Here is a 14,635-nt window from a genome sequence, read left to right on the forward strand (position 1 = left end):
GCGGTCGGCAGCAGCGACGCCCCCTGCACCTGCGACATGCAGAAGACGACCTCGGAGGCGAGCGAGGCGTACACCCGGCTCGTACGCTCGCTGCCGAGCGCGTCGATGAGGCTGCGGTGGAAGCGCATGTCGGGGTCGACCACGTCGCGCGGCGACGCGTCGGCGAGCGCTGCGATCTCGGCGTTCGCGGCGCGCGCGTCGTCGGGCACGCGGCGGGTGTGCGCGAGGGCGCGGAGCGCCTCGGCCTCGATGATCGCCCGCGTGCGATAGATGTCGCGCGCGTCGTCGGGGGAGAGCCGCACGACGCGTGCGGTCTTGTGGGCGCTGCGCACGAGCAGGCGCTCGCGCACGAGGTTCTCGATCGCGGCCTTCGCGGTGGGTCGGGCGACCTCGTAGGTGTCGGCGACATCCACCTCGGCGAGGGCCGCCTCGGGCTCGAGCTCGCCGGAGAGGACGCGGGTGCGCAGGTCGTCGGTGACGGCGTCGATCACCGAGACGACGGCGACTCTGGTGACCACGGCGCGAGTCTATTCCTGAGAACTCCTTGTCGAGCACTTGACTTACATGTGCACTTGTCTAACAATCACTGCGGAAGGACCGCACCGCGAGTGGTCGCCTGTTCAGACGTCAGAGACTCAAAGAGGAGCTCCGCTCGTGTTCCATCAGATCCTCGACCCCGTGTTCGGGTCGCTCGTGCTGTCGGCGGTCGCCGCCGTCCTCCCCCTCGCCACCGTGTTCGTGCTGCTCGGGGTGTTCCGGGTGAAGGCATGGAAGGCCGCACTCACCGGCCTCGTCCTCGCCCTCGTCCTCGCGATCGCCGTCTGGCAGATGCCCGCCCTGCAGGCGCTCAACGCGGCGGCGGACGGCGCCGTCTACGGCGTCATCCCGATCCTGTGGATCCTCGTGAACGCCCTCTGGATCTACCGGCTCACCGTCATCACCGGCTGGTTCGAGGTACTCGGCGAGCGCATCCGCGCGATCAGCGACGACCAGCGCATCCTCGCGATCATCATCGCGTTCTGCTTCGGCGCCCTCCTCGAGTCCCTGGCCGGCTTCGGCGCCCCCGTGGCCATCTCGATCGCGATGCTGATCGCCGCCGGTATGAAGCCGCTGAAGGCCGCGATCGTGTCGCTGATCGCCAACACCGCACCCGTCGCCTTCGGCGCGATCGGCGCGCCGATCATCGCGCTCTCCGGCGTCACCGGCATCGACGTGCACACGCTCGCCCAGATGGCGGGCCGACAGACGCCGGTGCTCGCCGCCATCGTGCCGCTGATCCTCGTGTTCCTCGTCGACGGACGCCGCGGGCTTCGGCAGACCTGGCCGATCGCCCTCGTGGCGGGCGTCTCGTTCGGCCTCGCCCAGTTCGTCACCTCGAACTTCATCACCGTCGAGATCACCGACGTCGTCGCCTCGATCGTCTCGGTCACGGCCGTGCTGATCATGCTCCGCTTCTGGACGCCCGCGGGCGTCGTCGCGACCGACGACGGCGGAGCAGCCGGTGTCCCCACCGTCTCGCGGGCGATCCCGACACCGTCGGGCCGCACGGCCACGGCGGTGGTCACCGTGCCCGAGGCGACGCGCATCGACACCGCCACCCGCTCGAAGGCCGCCCTCACCTGGCTCGCCCTGCTGCCCTACGTCGTGATCGTCGCCCTCTTCTCGATCACCCAGATCCCGGCCGTGTCGCAGTTCCTCGCGAAGTCGGCGACGCTCGTCTTCCCGTGGCCGGGCCTCACGATCACGGATGCCTCGGGCAAGGCGGTCTCGACCGTGGTCAAGCTCCCCTGGGCCAGCACCGGCGGCACCGTCCTGCTGGTCTCGGGGATCATCGTGGCGATCGTCTACCGGGTCTCCGCTCGGCGCGCCGTGCGGGCGTACGGCGCCACGATCCACCAGCTGCGATTCACGATCGTCACCGTCGTCGCCGTGCTCGCCCTCGCCTACGTCATGAACTTCTCGGGCCAGACGCAGAGCCTCGGGCACGCCCTGGCGGCGACGGGCGGCTTCTTCGCACTGCTCTCGCCCGTGATCGGATGGCTCGGAGTCACGATCACCGGCTCCGACACCTCCTCGAACGCGCTGTTCGGACTTCTGCAGGCCACCGCGGCGAAGCAGGCCGACCTCAGCCCCGTGCTCATGGCCGCGACCAATTCGTCGGCTGGTGTGCTCGGCAAGATGCTCTCGCCGCAGAACCTCGCCGTCGCGGCAGCCGCCGCCTCGATGACCGGCAAGGAGGGCGATCTGTTCCGCCGGCTCATCTGGTGGAGCCTCGGCCTGCTTGCCGTGTTCACCGTGTTCGTCTTCCTGCAGTCGACCCCGATCCTCGGATGGATGGTTCCCTGACCATGTCCGCACATGCTCCCGCCCCCTCCCGTGCCGATCGCGGCGCACGGGAGGGGGCGGGCCTCCCCGTTCCGCTTCACGACGCGCTGGCCGCGGCATCCACCGTCACGACCCGCGCGATCGACCGCGTCGCGTACGCGAGCGACGCGTCCCACTACCTGCTGACCCCGCGGGCGGTCGTGACAGCGGAGAGCGCCGGCGAGGTCGCCGCCGTCATGGCCGCCGCAGGCGCCGGCGGCGCGCACGTCACCTTCCGCTCGGGCGGCACGAGCCTCTCGGGGCAGGCGGCGACCGACGACATCCTGATCGACACCCGCCGCGGCTTCCGCGACATCGAGGTGCTCGACGGGGGACGCCGCGTGCGCGTGCAGCCGGGAGCGACCGTGCGGCAGGTCAACGCCCGGCTCATGCGGCACGGCTTCCGGCTCGGGCCCGACCCGGCGAGCGAGGCGGCGTGCACGATCGGCGGCGTCATCGCCAACAACTCCAGCGGCATGGCCTGCGGCATCACCGAGAACACCTACCGCACGCTCGAGTCGATGACCTTCGTGCTGCCCTCCGGCACGATCGTCGACACAGCCGACCCCGACGCCGACCGGCACCTGGCCGACAGCGAGCCCGACCTCGTCGAGGGGCTGCGCGCGCTGCAGCGACGGGTGCGCAGCAACCCCGCCTCGGTCGCGCTCATCGAGCGGCAGTTCGCGATGAAGAACACGATGGGCTACGGCATCAACGCGTTCCTCGACTTCGAGAGCCCGGCGCAGCTGCTCGCGCACCTGATCATCGGCAGCGAGGGGACGCTCGCCTTCGTCGCCGAGGCGGTCTACCGCACGGTGCCGATCCACTCGCGCATCGCGACGGCGCTCACCGTCTTCCCGACGCTCGACGACGCGACCCGAGCCCTGCCGGGCCTGCTCGAGACGGGAGCGGCGACCCTCGAGCTGATGGATGCCACCAGCATCCGCGTGGGGCAGTCCTTCGCGGATGCGCCCGCCGCGATCCGCGGCTTCGAGGTCGCCGGCGAGGCCGCCCTGCTGGTCGAGTACCAGGCCGACGACGACGACCGGCTCGCCGAGCTCACGGCGGCCGGGGCGCGGCTGCTCGGCGAGCTGCCGCTGCTGGCACCTGCTCACCTGTCGACCGATGCCGGCGAGCGCGCCACGGCGTGGAAGCTGCGCAAGGGCCTCTACACGACCGTCGCGGGCGCGCGCCCCTCGGGCACGACCGCGCTGCTCGAGGACATCGTCGTGCCGGTGCCCTCCCTCGCCGCCACCTGCGAGTCGCTGCAGGAGCTGTTCACCCGCTACGACTACCGCGACAGCGTGATCTTCGGGCACGCGAAAGACGGCAACATCCACTTCATGCTCACCGACCGCTTCGAGGGCGATGCCGCCCTCGGGCGCCTCACCGGATTCACCGAGGCGATGGTCGACGTCGTGCTCGACGCCGGCGGCAACCTCAAGGCGGAGCACGGCACCGGCCGGGCCATGGCGCCCTACGTGCGCCGGCAGTATGGCGACGAGCTCTACGACGTGATGCGCGCGCTGAAGGCGCTGTGCGATCCGCGGGGGATCCTGAACCCCGGGGTCATCATCGACGACGACCCGACCGCGCACGTGCGCGACATCAAGCTGGCCGAGCCCATCGAGGAGGAGGCCGACCGGTGCGTGGAATGCGGCTACTGCGAGCCGGTGTGCCCGAGCAGGGACGTCACCCTCACCCCGCGCCAGCGCATCGTCACGCGACGCGCGATCGCCCGCGCGCGAGTGGCGGGTGACGAGCAGCTCGCGCGCGAGCTGGAGCGGGACTACGACTACGCGGGCGTCGACACCTGCGCGGTCGACGGCATGTGCCTGACCGCGTGCCCGGTGCTCATCAACACCGGCGCGCTCGTGAAGCGGCTGCGACGCGAGGAGCAGAATCCGGTGCTGGCCGCCGGGTGGAAGGCCGCCGCGCAGGCGTGGGGTCCGGTGACCCGGGCAGGATCGGTCGCGCTCACCCTCGCCGACCGGGCGCCCGCCGGCGCCGTGCGGGGCGCGACATCCGTCGGCCGGGCGCTGCTCGGTGCCGACACCGTGCCGGAGTACTCCGCCGACCTCCCCGGCGGCGGGCCGGGACGTCGTCGCCGCGAGGGGGAGCTGGGTGCCGGATCGGGCGAGCCGGTCGCCGTCTACCTGCCGGCGTGCGTGAACAGCATGTTCGGCGGCGACGGCCTCGGGGTCACCGAGGCGTTCGCGCGCCTGCTCGAGCGCGCGGGGCTACGCGTGCTCGTGCCGACGGGCATCGAGTCGATGTGCTGCAGCACCCCCTGGACCTCGAAGGGCTACACGGCGGGCCGGGCCGTCATGGCCGAGCGGGTATCCCGCATCGTGCGCGAGGCGAGCCGCGACGGCGAGCTGCTCGTGCTCAGCGACGCCGCCAGCTGCACCGAGGGCTTCGCGCACATCTTCGACGACCAGGGCGTCGCCGTGCGCACCGAGGACGTCGTCGCCTTCACCGCGCGCGAGGTGCTGCCGCGGCTGGGCGAGGTGTCGCCGGTGGCGACCTCCCTCGTGCTGCACCCCACCTGCTCGTCGACGCAGATGGGTCTGAACGACGCGCTGCGCGCGCTCGGCGAGGCGGTCGCCGAGACCGTCACCGTGCCGGATGCCTGGGGATGCTGCGCCTTCGCCGGCGACCGCGGCATGCTGCACCCCGAGCTCACCGCGTCGGCGACCGCCGCCGAGGCCGCCGAGGTGCGCGCGATCGGCGCCGACCTGCACGCCTCGTGCAACCGCACCTGTGAGATCGGAATGACGCGGGCCACCGGACGCGACTACCGTCACGTGGTGGAGCTGCTCGAGGAGGCCACCCGCCCCTCGCTGTGACCGGCGGGCCGGCCGGGGGGACGGCCGGCCCGCCCCCGTCAGCATCGCCCTGCGGAAACGAACGCTACCGTTCGTTCACGCACCGGCAATAGCGTGTGCTCATGGCATCACTCGAGCCCCCGGCCGCCGCGCCCGCAGGCGCCGGAGCCGCGGCATCCGTCTCGTCCCTCGACGCCCGCACGCGGCGCGGCCGCGTGTTCGCCTGGGCGCTGTGGGACTGGGGGTCGGCGGCGTTCAACGCGGTCGCGACGACCTTCGTGTTCACGGTCTACGTCACGGGTTCGAGCTTCGGAGACAAGACGGCGAACTCCGCGGCGCTCTCGTGGGCGCTCGCGATCGCCGGCATCGTCGTGCTGCTGATCGCGCCGGTCACCGGGCAGCGATCGGATGCCTCGGCCCACCGCAAGCGCTGGCTCGCGATCAACACCGCGGTCGTCGTCCTGACCCTCGCGCTCATGTTCTTCGTGCACCCGTCGCCCGCCTACCTGTGGTTCGGGCTCGCGCTGCTCGCGATCGGCACGGTGTTCTTCGAGCTGGCGAGCGTCAACTACAACGCGATGCTCGCCCAGATCTCCACGCCCCGCACCGTCGGGAAGGTGTCGGGCTTCGGGTGGGGGATGGGATACATCGGCGGCATCGTGCTGCTGCTGATCCTCTACTTCGGCTTCATCGAGCCCGACGTGGGCCTGTTCGGCGTGACGGGCGAGGACGGCCTCGCCGTGCGCGTGTCGATGCTGATCGCCGCCGTGTGGATGGCGCTCTCGGCCCTTCCGGTGCTGTTCGCGGTGCCCGAGAACCGGCCGCTCGACCCGGAGGCGCCGCGGGTCGGGTTCTTCGCGTCGTACGGCGTGCTGTTCCGCAGCATCCGGGATCTGTGGACGCACAGCCGCCAGACGGTGTACTTCCTGTTCGCGAGCGCGATCTTCCGCGACGGCCTCACCGGCGTCTTCACGTTCGGCGGCGTGCTCGCCGCCGGCACCTTCGGCTTCACGCCCGGGCAGGTCATCATCTTCGCGATCGCGGCGAACGTCGTCGCCGGGGTCGCGACCATCGCGAGCGGTGCCCTCGACGACCGGTTCGGGCCCAAGCCGCTCATCCTGACCTCGCTTGTGGGTCTCGTGATCAGCGGACTGGCGGTGTTCGTGTTCCACGGCGGCGGGCAGACGATCTTCTGGATCTTCGGCCTCATCCTGTGCCTGTTCGTCGGCCCGGCGCAGTCGGCGTCGCGCACCTACCTCGCCCGGCTCATCCCACCGGGGCGCGAGGGGCAGGTGTTCGGGCTCTACGCGACGACGGGCCGCGCGGCCGTGTTCCTCGCACCGACCGCGTTCGGCCTGTTCGTCACGATCGGCGGCGCGCAGGTGTGGGGCATCCTCGGCATCGTGCTGGTGCTGCTCGTGGGCCTCGCACTGCTCATCCCCGTGCGGGCGGCCGGCGCGCCGCGCTGAACCGGGTCAGACGGATGCCGCGCGGCGCATCGGCACGTGCGGAATGTCGTCCTCGACGAACCCCGGGCCGCTGATCTCGAAGCCGAACCGCGCGTACCAGCCGGCGAGGTGCTCCTGCGCGTCGAGCACGATGTCGCGGCCCGGCCACCGCTCGCCCGCGCGGTCGACGGCCATGCGCATGAGGTCCGCGGCGAGCCCCCTGCCGCGGGCGGGCGGCGCAGTCGCGACCCGGCCGATGCGGGCGGGACCGGCCTCGCCGTCGGCGAGCAGTCGCAGGGTGGCGAGCACGTCGCCGTCCTCCTCGGCCCACAGCAGCTCGGCACCGGGCTCGATGTCGCGGCCGTCGAGCTCGGGGTAGGCGGCCTCCTGCTCGACGACGAACACCGCGACCCGCAGCCAGAGCAGACGGTAGAGGGTCTCGGCAGGGATGTCGCGCACGGCGGCACGGTGGAAGGCGAGGGTCACCCCGTCACGCTACCGGCGGGATCGGGGGTTGCGGCCGGTCTCACGCGGGCCAGGCCGCGGCGAGCTTCGCGAGCAGGCGCGCGAGCTCGGCGCGCTCGTCGTCGGTGAAGGCGGCGAGCGCGGTCTCGACGGCCTCCCGCCGGTCGATGCGGAATCCGCGCGCGAGGGTGCGGCCCTGCTCCGTGACGACGATGCGTGTGCGGCGAGCGTCGTCGGGGTCGGCCTCGCGGCGCACGAGCCCGAGGTCGACGCACTGCTGCACCAGCCGTGAGGCGCGCGGCTGGTCGACGCCGACGGCCTCGGCGATCTCGCTGACGGTGAGGGGCTCGGATGCCGCCACCACCGCGTCGAGCAGACGGAGGCGCGCCGGCCCCGCGAAGCGTCCGCTGCCGCCGCCCGCCCAGGGCGGCCCGCCCCATGCACCGGGGGCACCCGCGGCCCAGGGCCCGCCGCCGTGCGCGCCGGGTCCGAACCCGTGCCGGCCGCGCCCGCCGTGGGGGTGGGGGCCGTCGTGCCCGGTCACCCAGGGAGGCCGGGGTCCGCGCCGACCGCGCAGCTGCCCGAGGGCGGCGGCGATGGCGTCGACGGGGTCGGTGGCGGGGTCGTCGGCGGTCATGATCCGAGAATACATGCACCTTGACATGCATCACAGAAGCATGTACAAAGACATGTACATGCCACATGACATGTAATCGGCGTCTCCGGACGCGCCACGAAAGGACACCCCATGACTGACGAGACCACTCCTCAGACCCCCGCACCCGTCGGCTACTGGCTGCGCGCCGTCGGCGCCCTGCTTCGCAGCGGCGCGGTGCACTCGCCCCGCGAATTCCGCGAGCGCGTCGAGGCGGCGGCCAGCGCCGACGACCTCGCCACCACCTCGCGCACACTCGAGGCGATCGCCCGCGAGCTCGGCTGGGACGACTCCTACGGGATGCCGCGGCCCGGCGAGTTCGGCCACCCCGGCGGCCCGCGCGGCCACCGCTTCGGCCCCGGGTTCGGCCCCGGCGCCGACTCGGACGCCCCGCACGGCTTCGGCCCCCGCGCCGGATTCCCGCCGTTCGGTCGCGGCCGCGGCTTCCGCCCGTTCGCGGGCGGCAACCGCCACCGCGGGTTCGGCCCCGGCGCACACCGCCGGTTCGGCGAGGACCTGGGCCGCGGCGAGTGCGCCGCCCACGCGGGGCACCACGGCCACGGCGAGCGCGGCGACCGTCGCCCCGACGCGCAAGGCGCGCGGGACGCGGCATCCGATGATCGCGGCTGAGCGCGATCAGACCGCGTGCACGGCGTGCGCGGGGGTGGGCCCGGTCGCGACCGGGCGCCCCTGCGCACGCGCCCACTCCGACCACGACCCCGGATAGACCCGCGCCCCGATCCCCAGCCGGGCGAGCACGAGCGCCGTGTGCGCCGAGGCGATACCCGAGCTGCAATACACGACGACCGGCACGCCGGCGCGCACTCCGACGTCGGCGAATCGCGCCGCGCTCGCCTCGACGGAAGCAGCCCCACCCTCGGGCGAGATGTGCACCGACGTCGGCAGGTTGAGGGCGCCCGGGATGTGCCCGGACACCGGATCGGCGGAGGGCACCGACCCGCGGTAGTGCTGAGGCGCCCGCACGTCGAGCAGCACCCCGGTCAGCGGCGCGAGCGCCGCCTCATCGATCGACGCGACGCCCGGATCCTCATCGCGCAGCGAGATGCCGCCCGGCTCCACCGCGACGTCGTGCGTGTCGAGCAGACCGCCCGACGCGATCCAGGCGCGCAGCCCGCCGTCGAGAACCCGGATGTCCACACCCCGACGGCGCAGCAGCCACCAGGCCCGCGCCGCCGCGACCCCGTCGTTGTCGTCGTAGGCGATCACGAGATCGCCCTCGTCGATCCCCCAGCGGCGCACCGAGTGCTCGAGGTCGGCCAACGCCGGCACGGGATGCCGCCCCGCCTCGGGATGGCCCGGCCGCGACAGCTCGCGCTCGAGGTCGACGTAGACGGCCCCCGGGAGATGACCGGTGATGTACGCCAGACGTCCCTCCGGGGCATCCAATCGCCACCGCACGTCGAGCAGACGCACCGGCCGCAGACCGGTCAGCGCCTCGGTGAGCCCGGCGACGTCGATGAGGGGGGACATGGCGCGAGTCTGCGCGCCGCCGCGCGCGAGCGTCATCCCGCCGGGCAACACGGCGACACGCGGCGCAACACGAGGTCATCCCCTCGTGCGCGGGCACGCGGTTTCTCTTTGTTTCGAACCGACGGCCCCGCACCCGACCGGGGTGGGTAGCGTCGATGTCATGTCCGATGCAGCCGAGGTCTCCCCCGTGTTCGACAGCCCGCACCTGCTCGGCGGCTCGCTGTCGCCCGACGACTTCAAGGCGCTCTTCCGCGGCCACCCGGGCGGCGTCGCCGTCATCACGGCCGACGACGGACGCGGACCCGTCGCCCTCACCGCGACCTCGGTCTCCTCCGTCAGCGCCGAGCCGCCGCTGCTGATCTTCTCGGTGTCGTCGCTCTCATCGGCCACCCCGACGATCGTCGCGGCCGACACGATCGTCGTGCACCTGCTCGACGCCCACGATCTCGACGTGGCCCGGCTCGCCTCGACCAGCGGTGTCGACCGCTTCGCCGACCCCGCGAACTGGTCGCGTCTTCCCACGGGCGAGCCCGTCTACAACGGTGTGCGCGCCTGGGTGCGCTGCGCGATCATCAACCGCATGGAGGCAGGCGGCTCCACCGTCATCGCCGCCCACGCGCTGCAGTCGAGCATCGCCCGCGACGTCGACCCCGGCGACCACGGCGACGCGCTCGTCTATCACAACCGCACGTGGCACCGCCTCGGCGACCACTCCCGTCTCGACTGATCCCGAGGAATCGTGTCCGACTACTTCGACCGCACCGCCGACCGCACCTTCACCAAGGTCTACAAGACCGAGACGCCCGACATCCTGCAGGCGTTCTCCGCCTTCGACCAGGCCGTCTTCGCCGAGGAGGGTCGGGCGATCCCGCTCAAGTACCGTGAGCTGATCGCCCTCGCCGTCGGCATCACCACGCAGTGCGTGTACTGCATCGACGCGCACAGCCAGAACGCCGTCAAGGCCGGCGCGACCGACACCGAGCTGGCGGAGGCCGCGTGGGTCGCTACCGCGATCCGCGCCGGCGGCGGCTACGCCCATGGGCGCCTCGCGTTCAAGCTCGCCGGCGACGCGCGCCCTCACGAGCACTGAGCGGCGAACCGCGATGACGTCGGCCGTCGAACAGGACGCGCTCGACCTCACCCGGGCCCTGCTGCGCATCGACTCGGTCAACACCGGCGACGCAGCGACGATCGGCGACGGCGAGACCCGCGCCGCGCGCCTCGCGCAGCAGGCGCTGGAGGAGGTCGGCTACGAGGTCGAGTTCCTCGAACCGCGACCCGGCCGAGGATCGATCGTCACGCGGCTCGCCGGTGCCGACCCGGCCCGCGGCGCCCTGCTCGTTCACGCCCACCTCGATGTGGTCCCCGCCGTCGCGGCCGACTGGACGCATCCGCCGTTCGCCGCCGAGATCGACGACGACGGCTACCTCTACGGTCGCGGAGTCGTGGACATGAAGGGCTTCGCCGGCACGCTGCTCGCCCTCGCCCGCCACTTCCGCCGCAACGACATCGTGCCCGCGCGCGACATCGTGTTCGCGTTCGTCGCCGACGAGGAGACCGGCGGCGTCTGGGGTGCGCGTTGGATCGTCGAGAACCGACCCGACCTGCTCGCGGGCGTCACCGAGGCGGTGAGCGAGGTGGGCGGATTCTCGATCCCCGCCGGGCGCCGGCGCGCCTACGTCGCCGCCGTCGGCGAGAAGGGGGTCGCCTGGGCGACCCTCACCGCCCGCGGTCGCGCCGCGCACGGCTCTCGCCCGACCGCCGACAACGCCGTCGTCCGTCTCGCTCGCGCGGTCGCCGCCCTCGGCGACCACCCCTTCCCGGTCGAGCGCACCGAGGCGCTCGACCGCTTCCTGCGGGTGTACGCCGCCCACACGGGCGAGCCCTTCGGTGACCTGTCCGACGCCCTCGCGCGCCTCGGCCACGCGGAGACGTTCCTCGCCGCCTCAGCCCGCGACACCGTCTCCCCCACGGTGCTGATCGCGGGCGACAAGACCAATGTGATCCCCGCCGAGGCGCGGGCGCGCCTCGACATCCGCGTGCTCCCCGGTCACGACGACTCCCTGCGCGCCGAGATCACGCGAATCGTCGGCGACGACATCGACATCCGCTGGGGCGGTTGGACACCCGCCACCCTCGCGGCTTCCGACTCTCCCCTGCTGGACGTGTTCGACCGTGCCATCGGCGCCGAGGACTCCGACGGCTTCGTCGTGCCCTACCTGCTGCCGGCCAGCACCGACAACAAGAGCTTCGCCCGGCTCGGCATCCATGGCTACGGCTTCGTGGCCCTGCAGGTGCCGCACGAGTTCGACGTGTTCGCGCAGTTCCACGCCGCGGACGAGCGCGTGCCGGTCGACGCCCTGCACTTCTGCACCCGCGTGACCGAGCGGATCCTGCGCACCGCCTGATCGCACTGTTACCGCGTGCGACGCGCGGTTGCGGCATGTGAAACGCGCCCTCCGGCGCACACCGGCGACGCCCCTACCGTGGCGGAAACGCGGCGACCGGCCGCATCCCCCGAAGGAGCAGGCATGACCGACACGCTCGCACGCGCCCGCGTCGTCGACGACCCGACCCCCGCCCCGGCCGCCCGGGTCGACCTCGGATCGTTCCGCGTCGTCCACACCCGGCACTGGTTCCGTTGGGTGCTCAGCGCCCTGCTGATCTTCGCGATCGCGCAGTTCGCGTGGTCACTCGTCGTCAACGAGAACTACGAGTGGGACGTCTTCGCCCGCTACTTCTTCTCCGAGCCGGTGCTCACCGGCGTCTTCGGGTACACCCTCACGCTGACGGTGATCGCCGCCGTCGTCGGATTCGGCCTCGGCACGCTGCTCGCGCTCGCCCGGCTCAGCGGCTCGCCGCTGCTGAACGGCATCGCCTGGACCTACATCTGGTTCTTCCGCTCGGTGCCGCTCGTCGTGCAGATCATCGTCTGGTACAACCTCGGCTACCTCTACCCGACGCTCGGCCTCGGCACGCCCTTCACGACCGACTTCTGGATCGTGCAGTTCCCGACGGTGCAGCTCATCAGCGCCTTCGCCGCCGCCGTGCTCGGCCTCGGCCTCCACCAGGCGGCCTACTCTGCGGAGATCATCCGCGGCGGACTCCTCAGCGTCGACCAGGGGCAGCACGAGGCGGCCGCGGCCCTCGGCATCCCGGCGTGGCGACGACTGAGCCGCATCATCCTGCCGCAGGCGGCCCGTTCCATCATCCCCAACGCCACCAACGAGGTCATCGGCCTCGTCAAGGGCACCTCGGTGGTGTTCGTCATCGCACTGCCCGAGCTCTTCTACGCCGTGCAGGTCATCTACAACCGCAACAGCCGGGTCATCCCGCTGCTTCTCGTCGCGGTCGTCTGGTACACGATCATCACCACCCTGCTGAGCATCGCCCAGTTCTACATCGAACGTCACTACGCCCGGGGGTCCGTGCGGGTGCTGCCCCCGACCCCCCTGCAGCGGTTCCGCCGCTGGGTGGCGCTGCGGTGGGCGCGTCTCGGTGACGAACCCCGCCCGGATGCCGCGGCGAGCCCGGCGGGCGCCGGCGCGGCCGCCGCTCGCGATGAGCGCCACCGTCGTCCCCGCCCGCACCGGGCGGGTCGAGATCCACAACGTCCACAAGAGCTACAACGGCATCGAGGTGCTGCGCGGGATCGACCTGGACATCGCCCCCGGCGAGGTCGTGGCGATCCTCGGGCCGAGCGGCTCGGGCAAATCCACCCTGCTGCGCACGATCAACCACCTCGAATCGGTCGACCGGGGCTCGGTCACCATCGACGGCACCCTGATCGGCTACGAGGTGCGCGGCACGAAGCTCCACGAGCTGCGCGAGCGGGAGATCCTGAAGCGTCGCACGCAGGTCGGCATCGTCTTCCAGAACTTCAACCTCTTCCCCCACCTCACCGCGCTCGAGAACGTCATCGAGGCACCGCTCGCACTGCGGCGCGTGGGGAAGACGGCGGCACGGGAGCTCGGCCTGGGCCTGCTCGAGCGCGTCGGGCTCGGCGACCGCGCCGACCACTACCCCCGGCAGCTCTCGGGCGGTCAGCAGCAGCGCGTGGCGATCGCCCGCGCACTCGCGCTGGAGCCCCGCGTGCTGCTCTTCGACGAGCCGACCAGCGCTCTCGACCCCGAACTCGTCGGCGAAGTGCTCGACGTGATCCGCGGCCTCGCGCACGCGGGCACCACTCTCGTGATCGTGACCCACGAAGTGGGATTCGCGCGCGAGGTGGCAGACCGGATCGTGTTCCTCGACCAAGGGGTGGTCGTGGAACAAGGCACCCCGGAGGACGTTCTCGTGCGCCCGCAGCATGCGCGCACACGGGACTTCCTCGCCAAGGTGCTCACCTGAGCGGAACCCCCGCCCGATCCGCCCCCCGACCCTCGGCCCACCCGGACCCGAGGACCACCGAAGGAGTAACACAGCAATGGCCATCAGCAAGAAGCAGGGCATCGCGGCCGGCATCGCCGTCGTCGCGGTGGCCGCTGTCGTCGGCGGCATCATCGCCGCCGTCAACATCGCGGGTGGGGCGAAGGCGGATGCCGCCGCCCCCGCCGCATCATCGTCGAACCCGGCGACCGACCAGATCACCTGGATCGAAGGGCACGAGGTCCCGGAGGCGGTCGCCGCTCTGAAGGCGAGCGGCTTCACGCCCATCAACCCGGGCAAGCTCACCGTCGCGGTCGCGGCCTACCAGCCGCCGCTCGCGTACATCCCGGAGGGTCAGACCGAGCCCGCCGGCACCGAGCCGAATTTCGGCAAGCTCATCGCGCAGGGTCTGGGCCTCACCTACAACCCGGTCGTGGTGGCGTGGGCGGACTGGCCGCTGGGAATCCAGTCGGGCAAGTACGACCTGATCACCTCGAACGTGACGGTGACCGAGGAGCGCAAGGAGCTCTACGACTTCGCGAGCTACCGTCAGGACGTGCTCGGCTTCTACGTGAAGTCCACGAGCTCGATCTCGAAGATCGCCACCGCCGACGACATCTCGGGCCTGAAGATCATCGTGGGCTCGGGAACGAACCAGGAGAAGATCCTCCTCGAGTGGAACAAGGACCTCGTCTCCCGCGGCAAGGCGCCGGCCGAGCTGCAGTACTACGACGACGTCGCCGCCGCGACGCTGGCCCTCCAGTCGGGTCGCGCGGACGCCAACTTCGGTCCGAACCCGACCGGAGCCTGGGAGGCTCGCGAGACCGGCGACATCAAGCTGGTCGGCACGATCCCCGGTGGCTGGCCGTTGACGGCCAACATCGCGGCGGCCACGAAGAAGGGCAACGGGCTCATCACCCCGGTCAACATCGTGCTGAACGCGCTGATCAAGGACGGCACCTACAAGAAGGTGCTCGACGCGTGGGGTCTGGACGCGGAGGCCGTCACGACCTCGA

The 14,635-nt window shown here is 71.9% G+C and carries 13 protein-coding genes and 1 pseudogene; 10 read left to right on the forward strand and 4 right to left on the reverse strand.

Annotated elements, in window-relative coordinates; all coding sequences use genetic code 11:
* A partial coding sequence (locus tag ABT08_RS10030) for a GntR family transcriptional regulator (protein WP_288114853.1) occupies nt 1-518 on the reverse strand: 518 nt, incomplete at its 3' end.
* 136 nt (nt 519-654) lie between these two features.
* Between ABT08_RS10030 and ABT08_RS10035 the strand changes: the two genes are divergently transcribed.
* The 3 genes from ABT08_RS10035 (at nt 655) to ABT08_RS10045 (ending at nt 6,661) form a co-directional block, all read left to right on the forward strand.
* On the forward strand, nt 655-2,346 hold the full coding sequence (locus ABT08_RS10035) for an L-lactate permease (protein ID WP_288114855.1): 1,692 nt from the start codon (nt 655-657) through the stop codon (nt 2,344-2,346).
* 2 nt (nt 2,347-2,348) lie between these two features.
* Nucleotides 2,349-5,213, forward strand: a complete 2,865-nt coding sequence (locus tag ABT08_RS10040; RefSeq protein WP_288114856.1) for an FAD-binding and (Fe-S)-binding domain-containing protein — start codon at nt 2,349-2,351, stop codon at nt 5,211-5,213.
* A gap of 101 nt (nt 5,214-5,314) precedes the next feature.
* Nucleotides 5,315-6,661, forward strand: a complete 1,347-nt coding sequence (locus tag ABT08_RS10045; RefSeq protein WP_056518988.1) for an MFS transporter — start codon at nt 5,315-5,317, stop codon at nt 6,659-6,661.
* Nucleotides 6,662-6,667: 6 nt separating this feature from the next.
* Here the strand turns inward: ABT08_RS10045 and ABT08_RS10050 are convergent, their stop codons facing one another.
* A complete protein-coding gene (locus ABT08_RS10050) occupies nt 6,668-7,126 on the reverse strand; it encodes a GNAT family N-acetyltransferase (protein WP_056206653.1) in 459 nt (152 codons plus the stop codon).
* 40 nt (nt 7,127-7,166) lie between these two features.
* The gene (locus ABT08_RS10055) at nt 7,167-7,742 is read right to left on the reverse strand and encodes a MarR family winged helix-turn-helix transcriptional regulator (protein WP_082486294.1); all 576 of its coding nucleotides are present in this window, start codon (nt 7,740-7,742) and stop codon (nt 7,167-7,169) included.
* Between the two features lie 111 nt (nt 7,743-7,853).
* On the opposite strand from ABT08_RS10055, the gene ABT08_RS10060 reads away from it, so the two are divergent.
* The gene (locus tag ABT08_RS10060; RefSeq protein WP_288114857.1) at nt 7,854-8,390 is read left to right on the forward strand and encodes a hypothetical protein; all 537 of its coding nucleotides are present in this window, start codon (nt 7,854-7,856) and stop codon (nt 8,388-8,390) included.
* A 6-nt stretch (nt 8,391-8,396) separates the two neighbouring features.
* Here ABT08_RS10060 and ABT08_RS10065 read toward each other — a convergent pair whose 3' ends face one another.
* The gene (locus ABT08_RS10065; RefSeq protein WP_056518990.1) at nt 8,397-9,251 is read right to left on the reverse strand and encodes a sulfurtransferase; all 855 of its coding nucleotides are present in this window, start codon (nt 9,249-9,251) and stop codon (nt 8,397-8,399) included.
* A 160-nt stretch (nt 9,252-9,411) separates the two neighbouring features.
* On the opposite strand from ABT08_RS10065, the gene ABT08_RS10070 reads away from it, so the two are divergent.
* The 6 genes and pseudogenes from ABT08_RS10070 to ABT08_RS10095 form a co-directional block, all read left to right on the forward strand.
* On the forward strand, nt 9,412-9,978 hold the full coding sequence (locus ABT08_RS10070; RefSeq protein ID WP_056518965.1) for a flavin reductase family protein: 567 nt from the start codon (nt 9,412-9,414) through the stop codon (nt 9,976-9,978).
* Nucleotides 9,979-9,990: 12 nt separating this feature from the next.
* Nucleotides 9,991-10,341, forward strand: coding sequence for a carboxymuconolactone decarboxylase family protein (locus tag ABT08_RS10075; RefSeq protein ID WP_056206660.1), 351 nt, complete (start codon nt 9,991-9,993; stop codon nt 10,339-10,341).
* Entirely contained in the window at nt 10,289-11,659 is a 1,371-nt protein-coding gene (locus ABT08_RS10080) for a M20/M25/M40 family metallo-hydrolase (RefSeq protein WP_056518967.1), read from the forward strand. Before ABT08_RS10075 ends, ABT08_RS10080 begins: the two co-directional genes overlap by 53 nt.
* 123 nt (nt 11,660-11,782) lie before the next feature.
* A pseudogene (locus ABT08_RS10085) lies at nt 11,783-12,607 on the forward strand (amino acid ABC transporter permease); the annotation flags it as partial.
* Nucleotides 12,608-12,812: 205 nt separating this feature from the next.
* Complete coding sequence (locus tag ABT08_RS10090) at nt 12,813-13,601, forward strand: amino acid ABC transporter ATP-binding protein (protein WP_056206663.1); 789 nt, start codon at nt 12,813-12,815, stop codon at nt 13,599-13,601.
* Between the two features lie 76 nt (nt 13,602-13,677).
* Nucleotides 13,678-14,635: ABC transporter substrate-binding protein (locus ABT08_RS10095; RefSeq protein ID WP_288114858.1), on the forward strand; the 958-nt coding region annotated here is incomplete at its 3' end.

Source organism: Microbacterium sp. SCN 71-21 (genome assembly GCF_001725695.1).
GTDB lineage: Bacteria > Actinomycetota > Actinomycetes > Actinomycetales > Microbacteriaceae > Microbacterium > Microbacterium ginsengisoli.

Bases quoted from the DNA above. Each gene is read 5' to 3' on its own strand.
- ABT08_RS10040 (WP_288114856.1), top strand. From the start codon at position 2,349: ATGTCCGCACATGCTCCCGCCCCCTCCCGTGCCGATCGCGGCGCACGG.
- ABT08_RS10045 (WP_056518988.1), top strand. From the start codon at position 5,315: ATGGCATCACTCGAGCCCCCGGCCGCCGCGCCCGCAGGCGCCGGAGCC.
- ABT08_RS10055 (WP_082486294.1), bottom strand. From the start codon at position 7,742: ATGACCGCCGACGACCCCGCCACCGACCCCGTCGACGCCATCGCCGCC.
- ABT08_RS10060 (WP_288114857.1), top strand. From the start codon at position 7,854: ATGACTGACGAGACCACTCCTCAGACCCCCGCACCCGTCGGCTACTGG.
- ABT08_RS10065 (WP_056518990.1), bottom strand. From the start codon at position 9,251: ATGTCCCCCCTCATCGACGTCGCCGGGCTCACCGAGGCGCTGACCGGT.
- ABT08_RS10070 (WP_056518965.1), top strand. From the start codon at position 9,412: ATGTCCGATGCAGCCGAGGTCTCCCCCGTGTTCGACAGCCCGCACCTG.
- ABT08_RS10080 (WP_056518967.1), top strand. From the start codon at position 10,289: ATGGGCGCCTCGCGTTCAAGCTCGCCGGCGACGCGCGCCCTCACGAGC.
- ABT08_RS10090 (WP_056206663.1), top strand. From the start codon at position 12,813: ATGAGCGCCACCGTCGTCCCCGCCCGCACCGGGCGGGTCGAGATCCAC.